Raw genomic sequence first — 16233 nt, forward strand, 5'->3', positions numbered from 1 at the left:
AGGAGGGATAAGATGGATATCTCAAGTACGGAAATATGGGATGCAATTAGGAGAAATAGTTATTTGCTATATTATCAACCAAAAGTAGATGCGAAAACGAATAAAATTATTGGTTTTGAAGGTTTGATTCGATTAAAAACGGCAACAACCATTTTGGCTCCAATTGATTTCTTTGATGATATTGTCCTTTTAAATGCAACGCGGGAAATGCAAGATTTTGTAGCTGAAACAGCGATAAAACAGATTAATCAGCTAGGAGGACGTTTTTCAATTTCGATTAATATTCCGGCACATTATGTAGCGAGCAGTACGTATATGACTTTTTTACATGATTATGTGAAAGAACATTTAAAGTATCCGGAATGCTTAGAAATAGAGATTATCGAACGGGGCGAAATTACGGAACTTGCTATCGCGGATAAAAACTTACGAAAAATAAAAGACCTTGGTGTCAAAGTGAGTATGGATGACTTTGGGAAAGGTTACAGTTCACTGGCTTATTTGCGCAGCTTACCGATTGATATTGTGAAAACAGATATGTCCTTTATCGCGCTTTTAAAAACAGATCGAAAACAACAAATTATTATTCGCGCGATTGTCAATTTGTGCCATGATTTAGGCGGGAAAGTAGTTACAGAAGGTGTAGAAGACATGGAGCAAGTCGAAAAATTACGAGAAATGAAAGTAGACTATTTCCAAGGTTATTATTTTAGTAGACCACTACCGATGGAAGATATTAAAGAAAAATATTCGATTGTGTAAGACGTATAAATAAAAAATTGGTTGGTGTGAGAATGGTAATTTACCAAATTCACACCAACCAATTTTATTTTATTTGATTAAATTATTTGAAGCATCTTTTACAACCACATCATGCGCGCCGCCTTCTACGATAGAAGTGGACGAAACAAGGGTGATTTTTGCTTTTTGTTGTAATTCAGGGATATTTAGCGCGCCGCAGTTACACATCGTAGAGCGGACTTTGCTAAGGCTGATGGCAACATTGTCTTTCAAAGATCCAGCGTAAGGAACATAAGAATCTACGCCTTCTTCAAAAGATAATTTCTTGTCGCCTCCAAGGTCATAACGTTGCCAGTTGCGCGCGCGGTTAGCTCCTTCACCCCAATATTCTTTCATATACGTGCCGTTTAAATTCACTTTATTAGTAGGACTTTCATCAAAACGAGAGAAATAACGACCAAGCATGATAAAGTCAGCGCCCATTGCTAGAGCTAGCGTCATGTGGTAGTCATAAACAATTCCACCATCAGAACAAATCGGAATATATACACCTGTTTCTTCAAAATATTCATCGCGTGCTTTAGCCACATCAATTAGCGCAGTTGCTTGCCCGCGGCCGATACCTTTTTGTTCACGTGTGATACAAATGGAACCACCACCAACGCCAACTTTAACGAAATCTGCGCCAGCTTCTGCAAGATAACGGAAGCCATCGCGGTCAACAACATTCCCTGCACCAACTTTGACCGTATCGCCGTATTTACCGCGAACATAGTCAAGTGTTCGTTTTTGCCATTCAGAATAACCTTCAGAAGAATCGATACAAAGAATATCTGCGCCAGCTTCAACTAGAGCGGGAACACGTTCTTCGTAGTCGCGCGTGTTAATACCAGCTCCAACAACGTAACGTTTGGAGGAATCAAGTAGTTCTAATTTATTTTCTTTATTAGAGTCATAGTCTTTGCGGAATACCATATGGACTAGGTGCTCGTTATCGTCTACAAGTGGTAGGGCATTTAATTTGTTGTCCCAAATAATGTTGTTAGCTTCTTTTAAAGTGGTCGATTTGTTAGCAGTAACTAATTTTTCGAAAGGAGTCATGAAATCAGCAACTTTTTCGTCTGGGCTCATGCGCGTTACGCGGTAGTCGCGACTTGTCACGATTCCAAGTAATTTACCGTGCGCTGTGCCGTCTTCTGTAACTGCTACTGTAGAATGACCCGTTTTTTCTTTTAAATCAAGGATGTCTTGAAGTGTTTTGTCAGGGCTGATGTTGGAATCACTAATAACGAAACCAGCTTTATGATTTTTCACGCGAGAAACCATTGCCGCTTCACTTTCGATGGACTGGGAGCCAAAGATGAATGATACGCCACCTTCTGTCGCAAGCGCAATCCCCATATTATCATCAGAAACAGCTTGCATAATTGCGGAAACAAGCGGAATGTTCATTGTGATAGCAGATTCTTCCCCTTTTTTAAATTTTACGATTGGTGTTTTTAAGCTAACATTTGTTGGAACACATTCAGCGGATGAGTAGCCTGGGACAAGTAAAAATTCACTAAATGTGCGGGACGGTTCTTCAAAATAAAATGCCATTATTTCCACTCCTTCTTCTATTTTTAAATGAATTTATAAAATATCTTTATTATTTCAATAACTGGATGGAAAGTCAATGATTGGGGGAGCTTTTTCGGACGTTTTCTTTTGGGGGAAGAGTGGAATAGATGAAAGGTAGAGAAACTTTGGCGAAGGAGGTAATCAGATGGACGAAGAAACATTGCTAGAACGTGGCTACCGGAAGTATCGCGGGGCGGAGGTAGATATTTATTTTAATACAAATATTTGCGAGCATTCGGGTAATTGTGTAAAAGGTAACGCAGAACTTTTTAATTTGGATAGAAAACCATGGATTATGCCAGATAATGTATCGAAAGAAGAAGCGAAACGGGTGATTCATACTTGCCCGAGTGGAGCGCTTCAATATATCGAAAAATAGGAGGATATCAGATGGAATATAAAAACGGTGAAAATAGAATTTATGCGGTAAATGATGAAGGAGTCGAGGTTGGTGAAGTGACTTTTGTGCCAACTGGGGAAGATATGTTTATTATTGACCATACAGGCGTTGATGATGCGGCTCGAGGTCAAGGGATAGCGCAAGAACTTGTAAAACGTGCGGTCGAAAAAGCGAAAACAGAAGGAAAGAAAATTGTTCCGCTTTGTCCGTTTGCGAAAGCAGAATTTGCTAAGAAGCCGGAATATCAAGAAGTGCAAGCTGCAAAATAAGAAGTGTAGACTAGGTTTTATGCCTAGTCTATTTTTATGAAAAAATTTTAGAATTCCGGTTTTCTCTTCTTGACATCTGCTTTGTTTCAGTGTATCTTTAATTCACAGTAAACTTATAGGAATAATAGTATTACGTTTTCTTATCAAGAGCGGTGGAGGGAATCGGCCCAGTGAAGCCCAGCAGCGGAGCGCAAGTTCTATGCTAATTCCGATCAGAAGTAATATTCTGGCAGATAAGTAGTAGCTTTTAATGAGGCGCTTCGATTCTGACCAAAAAACAGAGGAAGCGTTATTTTTTAGCGCTTAAAGAGGGGAGTTTTTGTTAGATGAAGAAATTTTTATTAGTAGCGGTTATCTCGGTTTTTGCCTTGGTGTTAACGGCTTGCGGAGGCTCTGGCGCTAGTTCAGACAAAGCAAACGGTTCAGGCAAAGCGAAAGACGGCGGCTCTCTAATTATCGGCGTTACTGGAGATCCAGAAGTTATCAATCCGAACTACGCTTCTGACCGTGTAACATTAACGATTCAACAAGCTGTATACGCACCGCTATTTTGGGAAGTTGACGGTAAACCGGCACTTGCAAAAAGCTTAGATATTTCAGATGACAACTTAACTTACACTGTGAAACTAAAAGATGGTTTAACTTGGCACGACGGCAAACCTTTAACTGCAGACGATGTAGTATTTACTGTAAATTCTATTTTAGATACAAAACAAAACAGCCCGAACCGCGGCAACTTTGTTTTTGACGATAAACCTGTAAAAGTAGAAGCAGTAGACGACACAACGGTGAAATTCACTTTACCAACTGTTGCTCCAGCCTTTGATAATACAATTAAAACTTTCTTCCCAATTCCAAAACACATTTTTGAAGGGGTAGAAAACATCGAGAAAAGTGATAAAAACAAAAATCCAATCGGCTCAGGTCCGTACAAATTTGTTGAATACAAAACAGGCGAATATGTTTCCCTAGAACGATTCAATGACTATTTTGACGGCAAACCAAAATTGGATAAAGTTACTTTCCGAATCACAAAAGACCAAAACGCAGCTAATTTAGCACTGCAAAATGGCGAAATCAACCTAAAATCCATTCAACCTTCTGATAGAAACAAAGTAGAAAAAGCGAGCGCGGTAAACATTATCACTTACCCGGAAAATCGCTTAAGCTATGCGACATTCAACGAAAACCAACCAGCACTTAAATCAAAAGAACTTCGCCAAGCCCTTTCTTATGCGCTTGATCGTGAAGAAATCATTGATGCGGCTTACGGTTCAGATGAATACGCAAAACCAGCTTCCTCGTTCCTAACAGAAAACACGAAATACTTCACGGATAAAGTAGAAACATACGATCAAGACATTGCCAAAGCGAAAAAATTAGTAAAAGAAAGTGGTTTTGATACAAGTCAAAAACTAACTGTTTACTATTTAAACAACAGTAAATCACAAGAAAGTATCGCGCTTTACTTGCAACAACAATACAAAGAAATCGGCGTGACACTTGACTTGAAACCAACAGATCCAAATGCACTAAGCAACATCACACTTGACCGCAAAAACGCAGACTACTCTATCGCACTAAATGGTTATATCATGGGGAACGATCCTGATGCGTATAAATCCCTATACCTAAGCGATGCGCCATACAACTATTCGAACTACCACAACAAAGATCTAGATGCACTTTGGGAAAAAGGTGCTGTAACTGCGGACGATAAAGAACGTCAAGAAATCTATGAAAAAATCCAAAACACCATTGCTGATGACGCTGTAATTTATCCAATTTCTTATGATAATGCAGTGCTAGCTCTTGATAGCCGTTACGGTGGTCAAAAAGCTGCCACACCACAACCAGTAACCATGTTCCGTGATCTTTCTAAACTATATTTAACGGAATAATAATTAAAAATCATTCGTAAAAAATCTGGCCTGCCATGCTTGTTTTTGGCAGGTTCAGGTTTTTACTTGTCATTTTTAGTGTTTTAGATAGGAGATAAATTATGCTAAAAACAATCATAAAACGCGTATTGCAAATTATTCCGATGCTATTTATTATCTCGATTATTTCGTTTGCACTTATAAAATTAGCGCCCGGGGATCCCGTGAACTCGTTTGTTACGCCTGATATGAATCCTGACGATGTGGAACGAATTAGACAAAGTTTAGGGCTGGATCAACCAATTTATGTGCAGTACTTTATTTGGCTTGGGAACTTGTTGCAAGGGAATCTTGGTTATTCGATTGTGAATAGCCAGCCAGTATTGCAACAAATTTTAGAGAGAATTCCAGCGACACTTGGTTTGGTGGGAACTTCGCTTGTTCTGACGCTATTATTATCGATTCCATTTGGTTTGGTTGCGGCGAATTATGAAAATACGTGGATTGATAAAGTGTTAAACGGGATTTCATATATTGGTATTTCGATTCCGATTTTTTGGTTTGGGATGATTTTAATAGATGTATTTTCGATTCAGCTAGGTTGGCTTCCAAGTCTAGGGATGCGAACGATTGGGGTCGACTCTTTTTGGGATATGGCGGAGCATGCGATTTTACCAGTTATAACGCTGACTTTCCAAGGGTGCGCGGCATATTATCGTTACGTCCGCTCAAATACCATCAACCAATTAAAAGAAGAATATGTTTTATTTGGTTATGCGAAAGGTCTATCCAAAGTGCAAATTATGGGGCATCATGTCTTGAAAAATTCCTTGCTGCCAGTTATAACACTACTTGGGATGTCACTTCCGCAAGTCATTACAGGCGCTTTTATTACCGAAAGTATTTTTTCATGGCCGGGAATGGGCTCGCTTGGAATCAACGCGATTTTCCAACTGGATTATCCAGTTATTATGGCGATTACACTTTTTTCAGCGCTGTTATTAATTATCGGAAACTTGCTGGCCGATTTAGCTTATATGATTGTCGATCCGCGGATTAGGGAAATGGGGTGAGGAGTTCATGATGCGATTAGATTTTTCGAAAAAAACAATGCAAGATTTCGAGCGGGATGCAGAAGTTGTTCACGCAACACGAGAGCGGAGTTTTTGGCGTTTTATGCTTGCTGACCGCCGCGCTGTTTTTGCGACGAGTGTGCTGATACTTATTACGGTGGCTTGTATTTTCGCGTTCCTTTCGCCTTATGACCCTAATGCTCTTTCCGTTCAAGACAAACTGATGCCGCCAAATTCGTCGCACTGGTTTGGGACGGATGACCATGGTCGGGATTACTTGACGCGTGTCTTGTACGGTGGCCGGGTTTCACTACTTGTCGGTGTATTTGCGATGATGATTGCCGTTGTCGTTGGAACGCTTGCTGGGACAGTTAGTGGCTACTTTGGTGGATTCATTGACAATATGGTGATGCGTTTTCTTGATATTTTCATGTCGATTCCGTCATTTTTCCTGCTAATGATTTTAAATGCATACTTAAAACCGGGAATTTCGAATATTATTATCATTATCGGATTGCTTTCTTGGATGGAAGTGGCGCGGATAGTCCGGGCAGAAACCCTAACACTAAAAGAACGTGAATTCATTTTGTACTCCAAGTCTTCGGGCGGCGGATTTTTCCACATTATGTTCAAGCACATTATTCCAAACGCGATGCCATCGATTGTTGTTGCAGCTTCATTAAACGTCGCTACAGCCATTTTAACCGAGTCGGCACTAAGTTTCCTTGGCCTCGGCGTTCAACAGCCTAACGCTTCGTGGGGCAGCATGCTGAACAATGCGCAAGGCTACGTCGGCGAAGCAACATACTTGGCGCTTTTCCCCGGATTACTAATTTTAATGACTATTCTTTCCTTCAACGTCCTTGGCGATGTGCTGAGAAAAGGGTTATCACGTAGATATTAAATTTAAAAACACTTTGATTTTTTCAGTCAAAGTGTTTTTTTGTTTTTTAAAGAAAAGGTACTTAAAATAGAAACGTAAAAAACGTGTTTTAGCCAATTTCCAAGGCATAATTTCACAAAACGCTCACAAAACGAGAATGCGTGCGGTGCTATAATTAAAAGATAAGGTTTCATTATTATAGACAGAGATGAGGCGCAGAAATGAGTGAAATAAAAGTTAAAGAAGCAACATTGAAAAAACACGCGACAAAGTTAGAATCCAAAGGCAAATCAACTGAATATTTACCAATGAAAGGTGGCAATATGGCCTATAGTCAAGCCAATTCCATCAATCATTTTCGGACAGCATTGTTTGACTTGGTAGACGCGGTGGACAATTTTCAGGGTGTGGTAGGAACGGATGCCAAAAGATTGCAAGAATTAGGCGCATCATTTACTCGCAAAGACCAAGAGCTTGAACGAGGCATGGGATTGGGAGATAAATAAATGGATGCAAAGAGCCAGCAAATGGAGACACAACTGCAACTGCTGAAAAAAGAACAATCCGCGGCCGAAGATTTTTTGCAAGATTTACAACGACAACAAAATGAACAAGAGTGGTTAGCAGAAGATTTTGCACGTGTCCATCAAGAAGAACGGGAGTCGCTGGAGCTTCTGCGCGAAGTTTGGCAAGGCGCAGAATCAAGAAGTTTCGGCTACTATTTGGCAGATCTACAGGAAGAAGAAAAACAGAAGTGGCATAAAAAAATCCAAGCGAACCAAGAAGAACACCAACAAAAAATCACCGCTTGCCAAAAAAACATCTACCAATTAGAAAATCAACAACAAGATTTACAAAAGGAGTTGTTACAGTGAGCCGAATTGACATCGGAGAAATACAAACCTTTGCGCACCAACTACATACAGCCAATGAAACAGCGAGAAAAAGCATTAAAGACATCAAAAATGCCGTAGAAAACTATACTGAAGACAGCAGTTTAAAAGGAAAAGCGATTGATGCATCGAAAAATTACTACCAAATGACTTATTTCCCTTTATGTGATGCGATAATCGAAGCCATGAACGAGAGCGAAGAAAGATTAGCGCAATATATAGCCGATTTCCACGCCCAAGTGGATGGCTCGGCCGATGCGAAAATTGATGCGGACGGTTTATACGAACTCGGGAAAATGATTGATCGCATCGAAGCGAAAAAAGAAGCACTAGCCCAGCGAATGAACACTGGAACAGAAGGGCAAATGCAAAGTTATCGTTCTCAGCTGAGTATCGCCTACAAACAGGAAAATATCTTAGAAAAATATTTGGCTTTTGAACAAAGTCATAGCGGCTTTTTTGATAATTTAACAGACTTAGTCCAAGGAATTCAACAGACTATTCGCGAACTCCAGTCGAACATTCAATTTAACAGTAAAACGGGCACCTATGATATGAGCAAACTGAATTTCACCACCGTGACCCGGATGCAAAACGCCTTAGGAAAAGCGCTAAAAAACAACGAAAAAACATTCAATTTTGACGAATATCAAAAAACGTACCGTGGTCAAATGTGGGTGCTAATGAAAAATGGTATAGTAGACGTAGAAGCAACGAACGCGTACAATGCCGCTGTGCTTAACGGGGAATTACCACATGAAAGCAATGAAGCACAGGAAGAAGCCGAGTTGTTGCAGGCAGTAATTCAATCGGTGAAAGAAGGAATAGACCCGGTTACTGGGCAAGAGATAAGTAAAGCGCAAGGGTTTGGTATTATAAGTGGTCTTGTTTTCCGCTATACTGCTGGAGGTTATAAAGGGAAGAAGTTCAAGGTTTCTAAAGATTGGTTACACAGAAGAAAGAAAAATAATGGCGTTGAAGTTGGAACGGACTTTGGGAAAATAGGTAAATTAGTTAATCATCCTAATATTAAAATAAATTGGTCTGAACACTCCGAACATGGAATGTCTAGATTGAAACAACGTGGTCTTTCTAAGAGTCAAGTTGACGATTTTGTGGAGCGTGGAAAAGCTTTATCCCAGAATGGGGGAGAAAAATTTGCTTTTATAACTGAAAATGGTGTTGCAATTGTCAGCAAAGATGGCAAATTAGTTACTGCTTGGGGTAAAAAAGATTTTGATGAAGGAATGGAAAAAATAATAGAAAAATTGTATGGAAAGTAGGGTGTCATTATGTATGAAAAAGTAGAAAAAATAATAAATGATTGGGATCCAATAGAGCTGTTTCCCTTAGCTCCAAAAGATGAATATAGTCAAGAAATCAACAAAATAATTAGTATTGTTCAAGAAAATCATAACATTGATATGAATGTATTAGCTAAAGGTATAAGAAAAATTTTCATAGATTCGTTTGGAGAAAATTTAATATTTAAAAATAACGAAGATGAAATAGCTGAAAAAATTTTAGCGCTATAATTAATGAGGGAAATAATAAGATGGAAGAACAAGAGATCATTGAAAAAGTAGAAATCTTACCAAATAATTTTAGTGAAAATGACAGTATTTATATATCACAAGAAAACATTAAAAATTTGGTTTTATTTTCAAAAGAAAATCAAACAGTTTTAGGATTGCTGATTACTCCTTTTCTAATTTGTGAAAATAGTGGGTTAAAATATGAGTTACATTATTATGAAATTTCAACAGAAATTAGTAAAAATGATACAGAAATCATAGGTTTTCCTTTTGGAAATAAGCTACCAAAAGAAATTACAGATAATATTTCTCCTAAAATTTTTGTAAGAAGAGAAGATTATTCAGCTTTTGAGAATTTTTTAAGTCAGTATTTTAATGCAATGAAGAGCATGGAATTTGCAGATGATAAACAGGCTATAGGTATGATTGAACATGGTGCAACCTTATTCTACGAAGTATTATAATTTTAGATTCTAAAGAGCTAGTATTGTCATTAAATGGTCAGAGATAATGAATTCATTATCTCTGACCATTTTTGAAATATATATTTAAAACTTTTTAGCAACAGAAAGGATAATAAATTTCGTACATAAAAACAATAAACTTTCCCTCCCAAGAAAGCCAGTGGGGCTGATATAGCTAAAAGTAAAGGTGGCGTTACTTTAGAATCAACAATAGGAAATAAAAATATTGAAATGCCAGACTGGGATTTTAATAATCCTGAGTCAATAAAAGCATGGGATTTGGCTTCTGGTTCTTATGCAGAACAAGTTTCTGGTGAAGTTCGTGCAGTAGTTGGTTCGGATTTGAGAAAAGGAAATATTTGGGAAAATGTTGAGTTACCTAGATTAAAAAATAATCCTAACGTAACGAAAATAACAACGATTGATCCTAAAACAGGACTTGAAAAAATAATTTTTGAAAGGAAGTAAGTGAAATGAAAATTACAGGTAATAGTTCACAGGTGAAATTTGATTTAGAGAATGGATATGTAGTGAAAGCAGATGGAGAAATGTTAGTTGGAGGTGAATTTGTTGTATTTAAAGATTCTATGAAGAATTGGGAACCTCCATATGAAAATAAAAAGATTTCTGAATCTGAAGTGCAAGAAATTATTCACCAGGTAAAACAGAGCACAAATGAAAATACAGTACAAATTTCATTTGAATAAAAGAAATGCGAGAAGTAGAGTAGTTGTTTAATCCTAAATGTTAACAGGTGGACATTGGGAATAATAAGGAATGGCGGAAGATAAAATATGGATAATTTTTATAAAGGTTTCGAAGGATATCCAGAAATTGACTTTTATACTTATATAAATGGTGAAAAAACAGGTATAGAAATGTGGGAAGGCTACTTTGACAGTATTATGAATGAACTTAGTCCAGTTGATGGTAGATGGGTTTCTTTAGCATATTATTATCATCATTTATATGAAGGGTTGGTATGATGAAAGCTCATGGGTGATTCCAGACAACAAAAAAACTTTGGAACAATTCGAAACAATCGATATAAAAGTATTAGATAATGTTACACAAGAGATTATGATGAAGCTAATTAAGTTATTAAAAGATAACTTAGATAGCGAAATTTTTATAGAGTATTCTTAATAAAACAAAGGGCATCTTTAGAATATATAATGGTGTTCTCTTACTGGGAAAGAAATCAGTGAAGCGCAAGGGTGTGGTAGTATAAGTGGTCTTGTTTTCCGCTATACTGTTGGAGGTTATAAAGGGGAGAAGTTCAAGATTCCTAAATTTAAACCAGTTACTCCAGAAGAGTAATTTTATAGACAAAATAAAAAGGTATTCTATTATCTGATTGGTGTCGTTAGTAAATAAGATACACGCTTACTTGCAAAGATAGAATTTAATAATTTATAAATCAAAAAGCCAGCATTTTTAAAAATTGCTGGCTTTTTCCAAACTGGCGAATTATTTCTCCACCCGAATAAACTTATAACTATAAGGCGAACCAAAAGCATGTTTCTGAACGCCGGTAATATCTGTACGTTGCAACACTGCTGTTTGATGTTGATAAAGTGGTAAGATCGCCGCGTCATCATCAAGCAGAACTTTCTCAGAAGCTACGAACGCATTCCAACGTTCTTCAGGCTTCGTCGCAAGCGTTGTATCCGTCGATTTTACAAGTTTATCATAAGCAGGACTGTTGTAACTCATATGGTTATTAAAGTAATCGGATAAGAATAAACTGCTATACGTCCACGGATCTTTAAAATCAGGCATCCAAGCAGCCAGTGACAAGTCATAATTACCATCAGAAGTTAGCTGTGTCGCGCTCTTCGAAGGCATATTTTTCACTTTAATCGTCACACCTGGCAAATTATCTTCAAACTGCGCTTTCAAATAAGCGAAAATGGTTTTCGTTGTTTCTTGGTCATCGCCGAGCAGTTCGATTGTTACTTTGTCAGTGCCAAGTTCTTTTTGTGCTTGTTTCCAATATTTTAAAGCTTCTTCTTTGTTATAAACTAAATGGTCGCCGCTATCTGTACGGAAATCAGCGCCCGTTGTTGGGTTTTGGACGAAATCTTTTGGAAGAAGTCCGTTCGCTGGGAAGGAACCGTCACCGAGAATCCGATCCGTTAGTTGTTTTTTATCGACAGCTAAATTAAGCGCGTGACGCAAGGAATTGTTCGCAAGAGGAGTCGCTTTACCGTCGCGTTTTTGATTCATGCGCAAATAACTAATCAGCGCATCTTTTTCCGTTTGGAAATCTTTCTTGTCTTTGTATTGTTTCGCAAAATCGCCTGAAAGTGGCACGCGGTCAGCTTCGTTTGTATTATAAAGGTTCACGCCGGCGTTAATATCTTTCGCGACTTGCACATCAATTTCATTTACTTTGACATTATCTTTGTCCCAATATTGATCGTTTTTCGCGTAAGTCCATTTATTCGTAATGTTGCCGCCCCAATCCTTCATAACAAAAGGACCATTGTATAAAGTGTGCGCACTATCTGTTCCGTATTTGTCGCCTTGTTTTTTCACAAAGCTTTCTTTTTGTGGGAAAAATGTTTCAAAAGAAAGAAGTGAAATGAAGTATGGAACTGGTTTTTTAAGTGTGATTTCAAGCGTTGTTGGGTCAGTTGCAACGACACCAAGGTCAGTTACAGGTAGTTTGCCTTCATTGATTTCAGTGGCGTTTTTAATCGAATCTTTGAAGAGCGCGGAGTACCCAGGTGCGGTTTTTGGATCAACGGCACGGCGCCACGCGTAGACGAAATCATCAGCGGTTACTTGAGAACCATCGGACCATTTCGCGTTTTTCTTTAATTTAATGGTGTATTTCGTTTGGTCAGCGCTGATTTCTGGCATTCCATCAGCAACCCCAGGAACAAAGTTATCTTTTTGATCAAGTGTGTATAATCCCTCGAAGACTTGGTTTTGTGCGGTAAAGCTAGCAAAGTCTTCCTCAGCTGTCGTATTTAAAGTCAGTAATTCACTGGTTTCAAGAAATTTAATTTTGTCCGGGGAAGTTTTTGTCGTAGATTTTTCATTGTCATTTCCGCAAGCTGTAAGTAAAAGTACTGTCAAAATGGCAAAAATAGGCAATGTTTTCTTTAAAAAATGCATGGTTTTCTCCCCTTCTATCTGTGTATTTATCGTTATTATAAGTATTCCGATAAGATAAGTCAAGTTAATGATTTGGCAAAAAACTGCTTGACGCAAAAATAATCCCGTGATAAGATATTTTGTGCAAATAAGAATGATTACGTTTTGCGATACGCAATCATAATTTACATAGTGCAACTTTAAGTTTTAAATCGTAATCATTACGAAAAAGGAGAGATAATATGAAAAAATGGTCATTTTTAGTTGTAACAGTGTTGGCGTTCGTTTTAGTTTTGGCCGGATGCGGTGCTAGCAACGATAAAGTAAGTGGAGATAAGGACAAGCTCAAGATAGTGACAACTTTTTACCCAATGTACGATTTTACCAAAAATGTTGCGGGAGATAATGCTTCGATTGAAATGTTGAATGATGCTGGGACAGAACCTCATGATTACGAACCAAGCGCAAAGGATATTGCCAAAATCGAAGCGGCGGATGTTTTCGTTTATAACAGTGAAGACATGGAAACTTGGGTGCCGAGCGTACTTAAAAGCTTAGATTCGAAAAAATTAACCGTGATTGATGCGAGTAAAGGAATCGAGCTAGTAGAAGGAACCGAAGAAGAAGACCATGATCATGAGCACGAAGAAGGCCACCACCATGAACACGATCCTCACGTATGGCTAAGCCCAGTCCTGGCCGAACAAGAAGTGACTAATATCCAGAACGGTCTTACAAAAGCAGATAAAACAAATGCAGATACATACAAAAAGAACGCAGAAACATATAAAGAGAAATTAAAAACACTCGACAACAAATTTAAAACAGCTTTTGAAGGAGCAAAACAACGCGACTTCGTAACCCAACATGCAGCTTTCCAATATTTAGCGAAAGAGTATGACTTGCATCAAGTGGCAATCGCCGGTCTTTCACCTGACCAAGAACCAAGCCCAGCACGATTAGCGGAATTACAAAAATACGTGAAAGAAAATAACATCAGCACCATTTATTTTGAAGAAGTAGCTTCACCAAAAGTCGCAGAGACACTAGCGAACGAAACGGGAGCAAAACTAGAAGTACTAAGCCCTATCGAAGGAATTACGGATAAAGAACAGAAAAAAGGCATGGATTATATTGCTTATATGGAACAAAACCTACAAGCCTTGCAAAAAACAATAAAATAAGGAAGCGATCAAATGAAATACATCGATATAGCCAATATTGGTTTTAAATATGAATCCGAGCCAGTGCTTGAAAACATTTCTTTTCAAGTGAGTGCGGGAGAATTTATTATACTAACAGGAGAAAACGGAGCAGCTAAATCAACACTGCTCCGTATTATTTTGGGCATTTTACAACCCGATAAAGGTTCCGTTACTTTCGCCAAAAAGAACGCAGATGGCGGGCGACTTTTGACAGGTTATGTACCACAACAAATAGCATCATTTAATGCGGGTTTTCCAAGTACAGTTCTCGAACTAGTGCGGTCAGGTCGTTTTCCAAATGGTAAATGGTTCAAACGGCTGACTACAAAAGATCATGCGCATGTTGAAAAAGCATTGAAATCTGTAGAAATGTGGGATTATCGTCATAAACGTATCGGTGAGCTATCAGGTGGTCAAAAACAACGGATTTGCCTGGCCCGAATGTTTGCAACCGACCCAGATATATTAATTTTGGATGAACCACAAACAGCAATGGATAAACAAAGTAAAATCCGTTTTTATGATTTATTAAGACATGAAGCACAAGTACATGGTAAAGCGATTTTAATGGTAACGCACGATAGTGAAGAAATGGAAGATTTTGTTGATAAGCATATTCGCCTTATTAGAAAGGAGGATGTGTCATGGAAATGTTTCTCTATGGATTTATGCAAAGAGCCTTCCAAGCATCAATGATAATTGCTATAATTGCTCCTCTTTTAGGAGTTTTCTTGATTATTCGCAGACAGTCGCTTATGGCGGATACACTTTCGCATGTGTCGCTTGCAGGGGTGGCTTTTGGGTTGGTTTTAAATGTGAATCCCAGTGTGACAACGCTTATTGTAGTAGTTATTGCGGCGCTCGGGATTGAGTATTTGCGCGGGGTTTATGCAACTTATTCAGAGTTGTCCATTGCGATACTAATGGCTGGTGGGCTTGCTGTGGCGTTAGTGTTGATGAGTTTAGATCAGGGTGGAATTACAACAAGCGTGCAGCAGTACTTATTTGGTTCGATTGTAACAATCAGTAAGGCGCAAGTGCAGCTGTTGGTAATTTTAGGAGTAGCTATCGTAGTATTGTTCTTAGTGTTTAAAAGGTTTATGTTTGTACTTACTTTTAGTGAAGATGTTGCAGTTGCAGAAGGAGTCCCTGTACGTTTGATTTCGCTTTTATTCAGTGTGGTTACTGGGATTGCGATTGCTGTTATTATGCCAATAGCCGGAGCGTTACTCGTTTCAGCGCTCATTATATTACCAGCTGCAATCGGTATGCGAATTTCAAAAGGGTTCCTGATGTGTGTTATTAGTGCAATTCTGATTGGCTTAGTCGGAATGTTTTCCGGCCTTGTGTCTTCCTACCAACTAGGAACCCCACCTGGCGCAACAATTACCTTAATGTTTATCATTCTTTTCATTATTTCGACCGTTGTTTTAAAACTGGCACGGAAATGATTTTTAGAACGATGTTTGACCATTTTGTATCATTGCATAAAGCTCTTGGTCATGAATAATCCAACTTTTTTCTTTCTTTTCAATCTGATTAGTTGTTTTGAGATGTTGCAAATCCTTGTAAAAACAGCTTTTCGAAAGATTACTATAAGAAAGTAGATGGCTTGTTTTAATTGCTTGAGGCAGTATTACTGTGTCATCATCACTCAGAACCCCATGTAACAAAGCCATATTCGAAAAGGTCGTTTTAAGTTTTTCAGAAGCCGGACTACTTGCCATTAAGCTTTTAAAGTAAAGGTGAGTAGTCTGGTTTTTCATAATGAAGAATTGAAAGCCAAAATTCTCAGGAAACATCGAAAGAAAATATTCCATATCTATTTTCGAATATTTATATAAAGAACATCCAGAAAGGGTCTTAAAATTAAAACGATTATCACTTTGGTCGAGTAATGTAAAATAGTTTAAAAATGTTCCTTTTCCTTGAATAGAATAGATTTTAGAGTGTTCTTTACCATCGTTCAAAATCAAAGCAATATATCCATCTACTACGAGATAAATATGATTATCAATGTCCGCTTTTTCGGTTAATAGGCTGGCATTTTTTGGTACATCTATTTGTTCATAAGTTATTCTGCCTTCGTGGGATAAACGAATGAATTCTTGATAATTATATAAAGTTTTTGACATGGCGTTTCTCCAATCTTCTTTTGTAAACAT

At 38.0% G+C, this 16233-nt stretch carries 19 protein-coding genes, 1 pseudogene and 1 riboswitch; of the genes and pseudogenes, 17 read left to right on the forward strand and 3 right to left on the reverse strand.

Features of this window, described 5'->3' with window-relative positions:
• The first annotated feature begins 12 nt into the window (after nucleotides 1-12).
• Nucleotides 13-762, forward strand: a complete 750-nt coding sequence (locus tag AB2Q86_RS00815) for an EAL domain-containing protein (protein ID WP_012582126.1) — start codon at nucleotides 13-15, stop codon at nucleotides 760-762.
• A 69-nt stretch (nucleotides 763-831) separates the two neighbouring features.
• Here AB2Q86_RS00815 and AB2Q86_RS00820 read toward each other — a convergent pair whose 3' ends face one another.
• Nucleotides 832-2340, reverse strand: a complete 1509-nt coding sequence (locus tag AB2Q86_RS00820; RefSeq protein WP_003728204.1) for an IMP dehydrogenase — start codon at nucleotides 2338-2340, stop codon at nucleotides 832-834.
• 166 nt (nucleotides 2341-2506) lie between these two features.
• On the opposite strand from AB2Q86_RS00820, the gene AB2Q86_RS00825 reads away from it, so the two are divergent.
• The 13 genes and pseudogenes from AB2Q86_RS00825 to AB2Q86_RS00885 all read left to right on the forward strand — a co-directional run bounded on the left by AB2Q86_RS00825 (nucleotide 2507) and on the right by AB2Q86_RS00885 (nucleotide 10904).
• Entirely contained in the window at nucleotides 2507-2740 is a 234-nt protein-coding gene (locus tag AB2Q86_RS00825) for a (4Fe-4S)-binding protein (RefSeq protein ID WP_003724961.1), read from the forward strand.
• 11 nt (nucleotides 2741-2751) lie between these two features.
• Nucleotides 2752-3030 carry a GNAT family N-acetyltransferase gene (locus AB2Q86_RS00830; protein WP_003724964.1) on the forward strand — a complete coding sequence of 93 codons (279 nt, stop codon included), beginning with the start codon at nucleotides 2752-2754 and terminating at the stop codon, nucleotides 3028-3030.
• 137 nt (nucleotides 3031-3167) lie between these two features.
• Nucleotides 3168-3270, forward strand: a riboswitch (SAM riboswitch).
• A gap of 86 nt (nucleotides 3271-3356) precedes the next feature.
• Nucleotides 3357-4931, forward strand: a complete 1575-nt coding sequence (locus tag AB2Q86_RS00835) for an ABC transporter substrate-binding protein (protein WP_012582125.1) — start codon at nucleotides 3357-3359, stop codon at nucleotides 4929-4931.
• A gap of 101 nt (nucleotides 4932-5032) precedes the next feature.
• A complete protein-coding gene (locus AB2Q86_RS00840) occupies nucleotides 5033-5983 on the forward strand; it encodes an ABC transporter permease (protein ID WP_012582124.1) in 951 nt (316 codons plus the stop codon).
• A 10-nt stretch (nucleotides 5984-5993) separates the two neighbouring features.
• Nucleotides 5994-6887: an ABC transporter permease gene (locus tag AB2Q86_RS00845; protein WP_003724035.1), complete on the forward strand. Its 894-nt coding sequence runs from the start codon at nucleotides 5994-5996 to the stop codon at nucleotides 6885-6887.
• Between the two features lie 200 nt (nucleotides 6888-7087).
• Nucleotides 7088-7372: a DUF3130 domain-containing protein gene (locus AB2Q86_RS00850; RefSeq protein WP_012582122.1), complete on the forward strand. Its 285-nt coding sequence runs from the start codon at nucleotides 7088-7090 to the stop codon at nucleotides 7370-7372.
• Entirely contained in the window at nucleotides 7373-7741 is a 369-nt protein-coding gene (locus AB2Q86_RS00855; protein ID WP_003728921.1) for a hypothetical protein, read from the forward strand.
• Nucleotides 7738-9042 (forward strand): T7SS effector LXG polymorphic toxin, encoded by a 1305-nt coding sequence (locus tag AB2Q86_RS00860; protein WP_012582121.1) that lies wholly within the window; start codon nucleotides 7738-7740, stop codon nucleotides 9040-9042. Before AB2Q86_RS00855 ends, AB2Q86_RS00860 begins: the two co-directional genes overlap by 4 nt.
• Nucleotides 9043-9051: 9 nt before the next feature.
• The gene (locus AB2Q86_RS00865; RefSeq protein WP_003726467.1) at nucleotides 9052-9294 is read left to right on the forward strand and encodes a DUF1871 family protein; all 243 of its coding nucleotides are present in this window, start codon (nucleotides 9052-9054) and stop codon (nucleotides 9292-9294) included.
• A 20-nt stretch (nucleotides 9295-9314) separates the two neighbouring features.
• The gene (locus AB2Q86_RS00870; protein ID WP_012582120.1) at nucleotides 9315-9758 is read left to right on the forward strand and encodes a hypothetical protein; all 444 of its coding nucleotides are present in this window, start codon (nucleotides 9315-9317) and stop codon (nucleotides 9756-9758) included.
• A 231-nt stretch (nucleotides 9759-9989) separates the two neighbouring features.
• Nucleotides 9990-10226 carry a hypothetical protein gene (locus AB2Q86_RS00875; protein ID WP_012582119.1) on the forward strand — a complete coding sequence of 79 codons (237 nt, stop codon included), beginning with the start codon at nucleotides 9990-9992 and terminating at the stop codon, nucleotides 10224-10226.
• Nucleotides 10227-10231: 5 nt separating this feature from the next.
• Nucleotides 10232-10465 carry an Imm74 family immunity protein gene (locus AB2Q86_RS00880; protein WP_012582118.1) on the forward strand — a complete coding sequence of 78 codons (234 nt, stop codon included), beginning with the start codon at nucleotides 10232-10234 and terminating at the stop codon, nucleotides 10463-10465.
• 87 nt (nucleotides 10466-10552) lie between these two features.
• A pseudogene (locus AB2Q86_RS00885) lies at nucleotides 10553-10904 on the forward strand (dihydroorotate dehydrogenase (quinone)).
• Nucleotides 10905-11228: 324 nt separating this feature from the next.
• On the opposite strand, the gene AB2Q86_RS00890 reads toward AB2Q86_RS00885, so the two are convergent.
• The gene (locus tag AB2Q86_RS00890; protein ID WP_003728196.1) at nucleotides 11229-12884 is read right to left on the reverse strand and encodes a peptide ABC transporter substrate-binding protein; all 1656 of its coding nucleotides are present in this window, start codon (nucleotides 12882-12884) and stop codon (nucleotides 11229-11231) included.
• A 221-nt stretch (nucleotides 12885-13105) separates the two neighbouring features.
• Here AB2Q86_RS00890 and AB2Q86_RS00895 point away from each other — a divergent pair, with 221 nt between their 5' ends.
• The 3 genes from AB2Q86_RS00895 to AB2Q86_RS00905 are packed head-to-tail and all read left to right on the forward strand — an operon-like array spanning nucleotide 13106 to nucleotide 15519.
• Nucleotides 13106-14047 carry a metal ABC transporter substrate-binding protein gene (locus AB2Q86_RS00895; RefSeq protein ID WP_012582115.1) on the forward strand — a complete coding sequence of 314 codons (942 nt, stop codon included), beginning with the start codon at nucleotides 13106-13108 and terminating at the stop codon, nucleotides 14045-14047.
• A 12-nt stretch (nucleotides 14048-14059) separates the two neighbouring features.
• Nucleotides 14060-14764, forward strand: a complete 705-nt coding sequence (locus AB2Q86_RS00900; protein WP_003725477.1) for a metal ABC transporter ATP-binding protein — start codon at nucleotides 14060-14062, stop codon at nucleotides 14762-14764.
• A complete protein-coding gene (locus AB2Q86_RS00905; protein WP_003728193.1) occupies nucleotides 14713-15519 on the forward strand; it encodes a metal ABC transporter permease in 807 nt (268 codons plus the stop codon). Before AB2Q86_RS00900 ends, AB2Q86_RS00905 begins: the two co-directional genes overlap by 52 nt.
• A 3-nt stretch (nucleotides 15520-15522) precedes the next feature.
• On the opposite strand, the gene AB2Q86_RS00910 is transcribed toward AB2Q86_RS00905, so the two are convergent.
• The gene (locus AB2Q86_RS00910; protein WP_012582113.1) at nucleotides 15523-16203 is read right to left on the reverse strand and encodes a Crp/Fnr family transcriptional regulator; all 681 of its coding nucleotides are present in this window, start codon (nucleotides 16201-16203) and stop codon (nucleotides 15523-15525) included.
• Nucleotides 16204-16233: the final 30 nt, after the last annotated feature.

The sequence above is a fragment of the Listeria monocytogenes genome (assembly GCF_041765605.1).
GTDB lineage: Bacteria > Bacillota > Bacilli > Lactobacillales > Listeriaceae > Listeria > Listeria monocytogenes_D.

What these genes read in the sequence shown, in the direction of transcription:
- AB2Q86_RS00815 (WP_012582126.1), top strand. Translation starts at nt 13, where the DNA reads ATGGATATCTCAAGTACGGAAATATGGGATGCAATTAGGAGAAATAGT.
- AB2Q86_RS00820 (WP_003728204.1), bottom strand. Translation starts at nt 2,340, where the DNA reads ATGGCATTTTATTTTGAAGAACCGTCCCGCACATTTAGTGAATTTTTA.
- AB2Q86_RS00825 (WP_003724961.1), top strand. Translation starts at nt 2,507, where the DNA reads ATGGACGAAGAAACATTGCTAGAACGTGGCTACCGGAAGTATCGCGGG.
- AB2Q86_RS00830 (WP_003724964.1), top strand. Translation starts at nt 2,752, where the DNA reads ATGGAATATAAAAACGGTGAAAATAGAATTTATGCGGTAAATGATGAA.
- AB2Q86_RS00835 (WP_012582125.1), top strand. Translation starts at nt 3,357, where the DNA reads ATGAAGAAATTTTTATTAGTAGCGGTTATCTCGGTTTTTGCCTTGGTG.
- AB2Q86_RS00840 (WP_012582124.1), top strand. Translation starts at nt 5,033, where the DNA reads ATGCTAAAAACAATCATAAAACGCGTATTGCAAATTATTCCGATGCTA.
- AB2Q86_RS00845 (WP_003724035.1), top strand. Translation starts at nt 5,994, where the DNA reads ATGCGATTAGATTTTTCGAAAAAAACAATGCAAGATTTCGAGCGGGAT.
- AB2Q86_RS00850 (WP_012582122.1), top strand. Translation starts at nt 7,088, where the DNA reads ATGAGTGAAATAAAAGTTAAAGAAGCAACATTGAAAAAACACGCGACA.
- AB2Q86_RS00855 (WP_003728921.1), top strand. Translation starts at nt 7,373, where the DNA reads ATGGATGCAAAGAGCCAGCAAATGGAGACACAACTGCAACTGCTGAAA.
- AB2Q86_RS00865 (WP_003726467.1), top strand. Translation starts at nt 9,052, where the DNA reads ATGTATGAAAAAGTAGAAAAAATAATAAATGATTGGGATCCAATAGAG.
- AB2Q86_RS00870 (WP_012582120.1), top strand. Translation starts at nt 9,315, where the DNA reads ATGGAAGAACAAGAGATCATTGAAAAAGTAGAAATCTTACCAAATAAT.
- AB2Q86_RS00875 (WP_012582119.1), top strand. Translation starts at nt 9,990, where the DNA reads ATGCCAGACTGGGATTTTAATAATCCTGAGTCAATAAAAGCATGGGAT.
- AB2Q86_RS00880 (WP_012582118.1), top strand. Translation starts at nt 10,232, where the DNA reads ATGAAAATTACAGGTAATAGTTCACAGGTGAAATTTGATTTAGAGAAT.
- AB2Q86_RS00890 (WP_003728196.1), bottom strand. Translation starts at nt 12,884, where the DNA reads ATGCATTTTTTAAAGAAAACATTGCCTATTTTTGCCATTTTGACAGTA.
- AB2Q86_RS00895 (WP_012582115.1), top strand. Translation starts at nt 13,106, where the DNA reads ATGAAAAAATGGTCATTTTTAGTTGTAACAGTGTTGGCGTTCGTTTTA.
- AB2Q86_RS00900 (WP_003725477.1), top strand. Translation starts at nt 14,060, where the DNA reads ATGAAATACATCGATATAGCCAATATTGGTTTTAAATATGAATCCGAG.
- AB2Q86_RS00905 (WP_003728193.1), top strand. Translation starts at nt 14,713, where the DNA reads ATGGAAATGTTTCTCTATGGATTTATGCAAAGAGCCTTCCAAGCATCA.
- AB2Q86_RS00910 (WP_012582113.1), bottom strand. Translation starts at nt 16,203, where the DNA reads ATGTCAAAAACTTTATATAATTATCAAGAATTCATTCGTTTATCCCAC.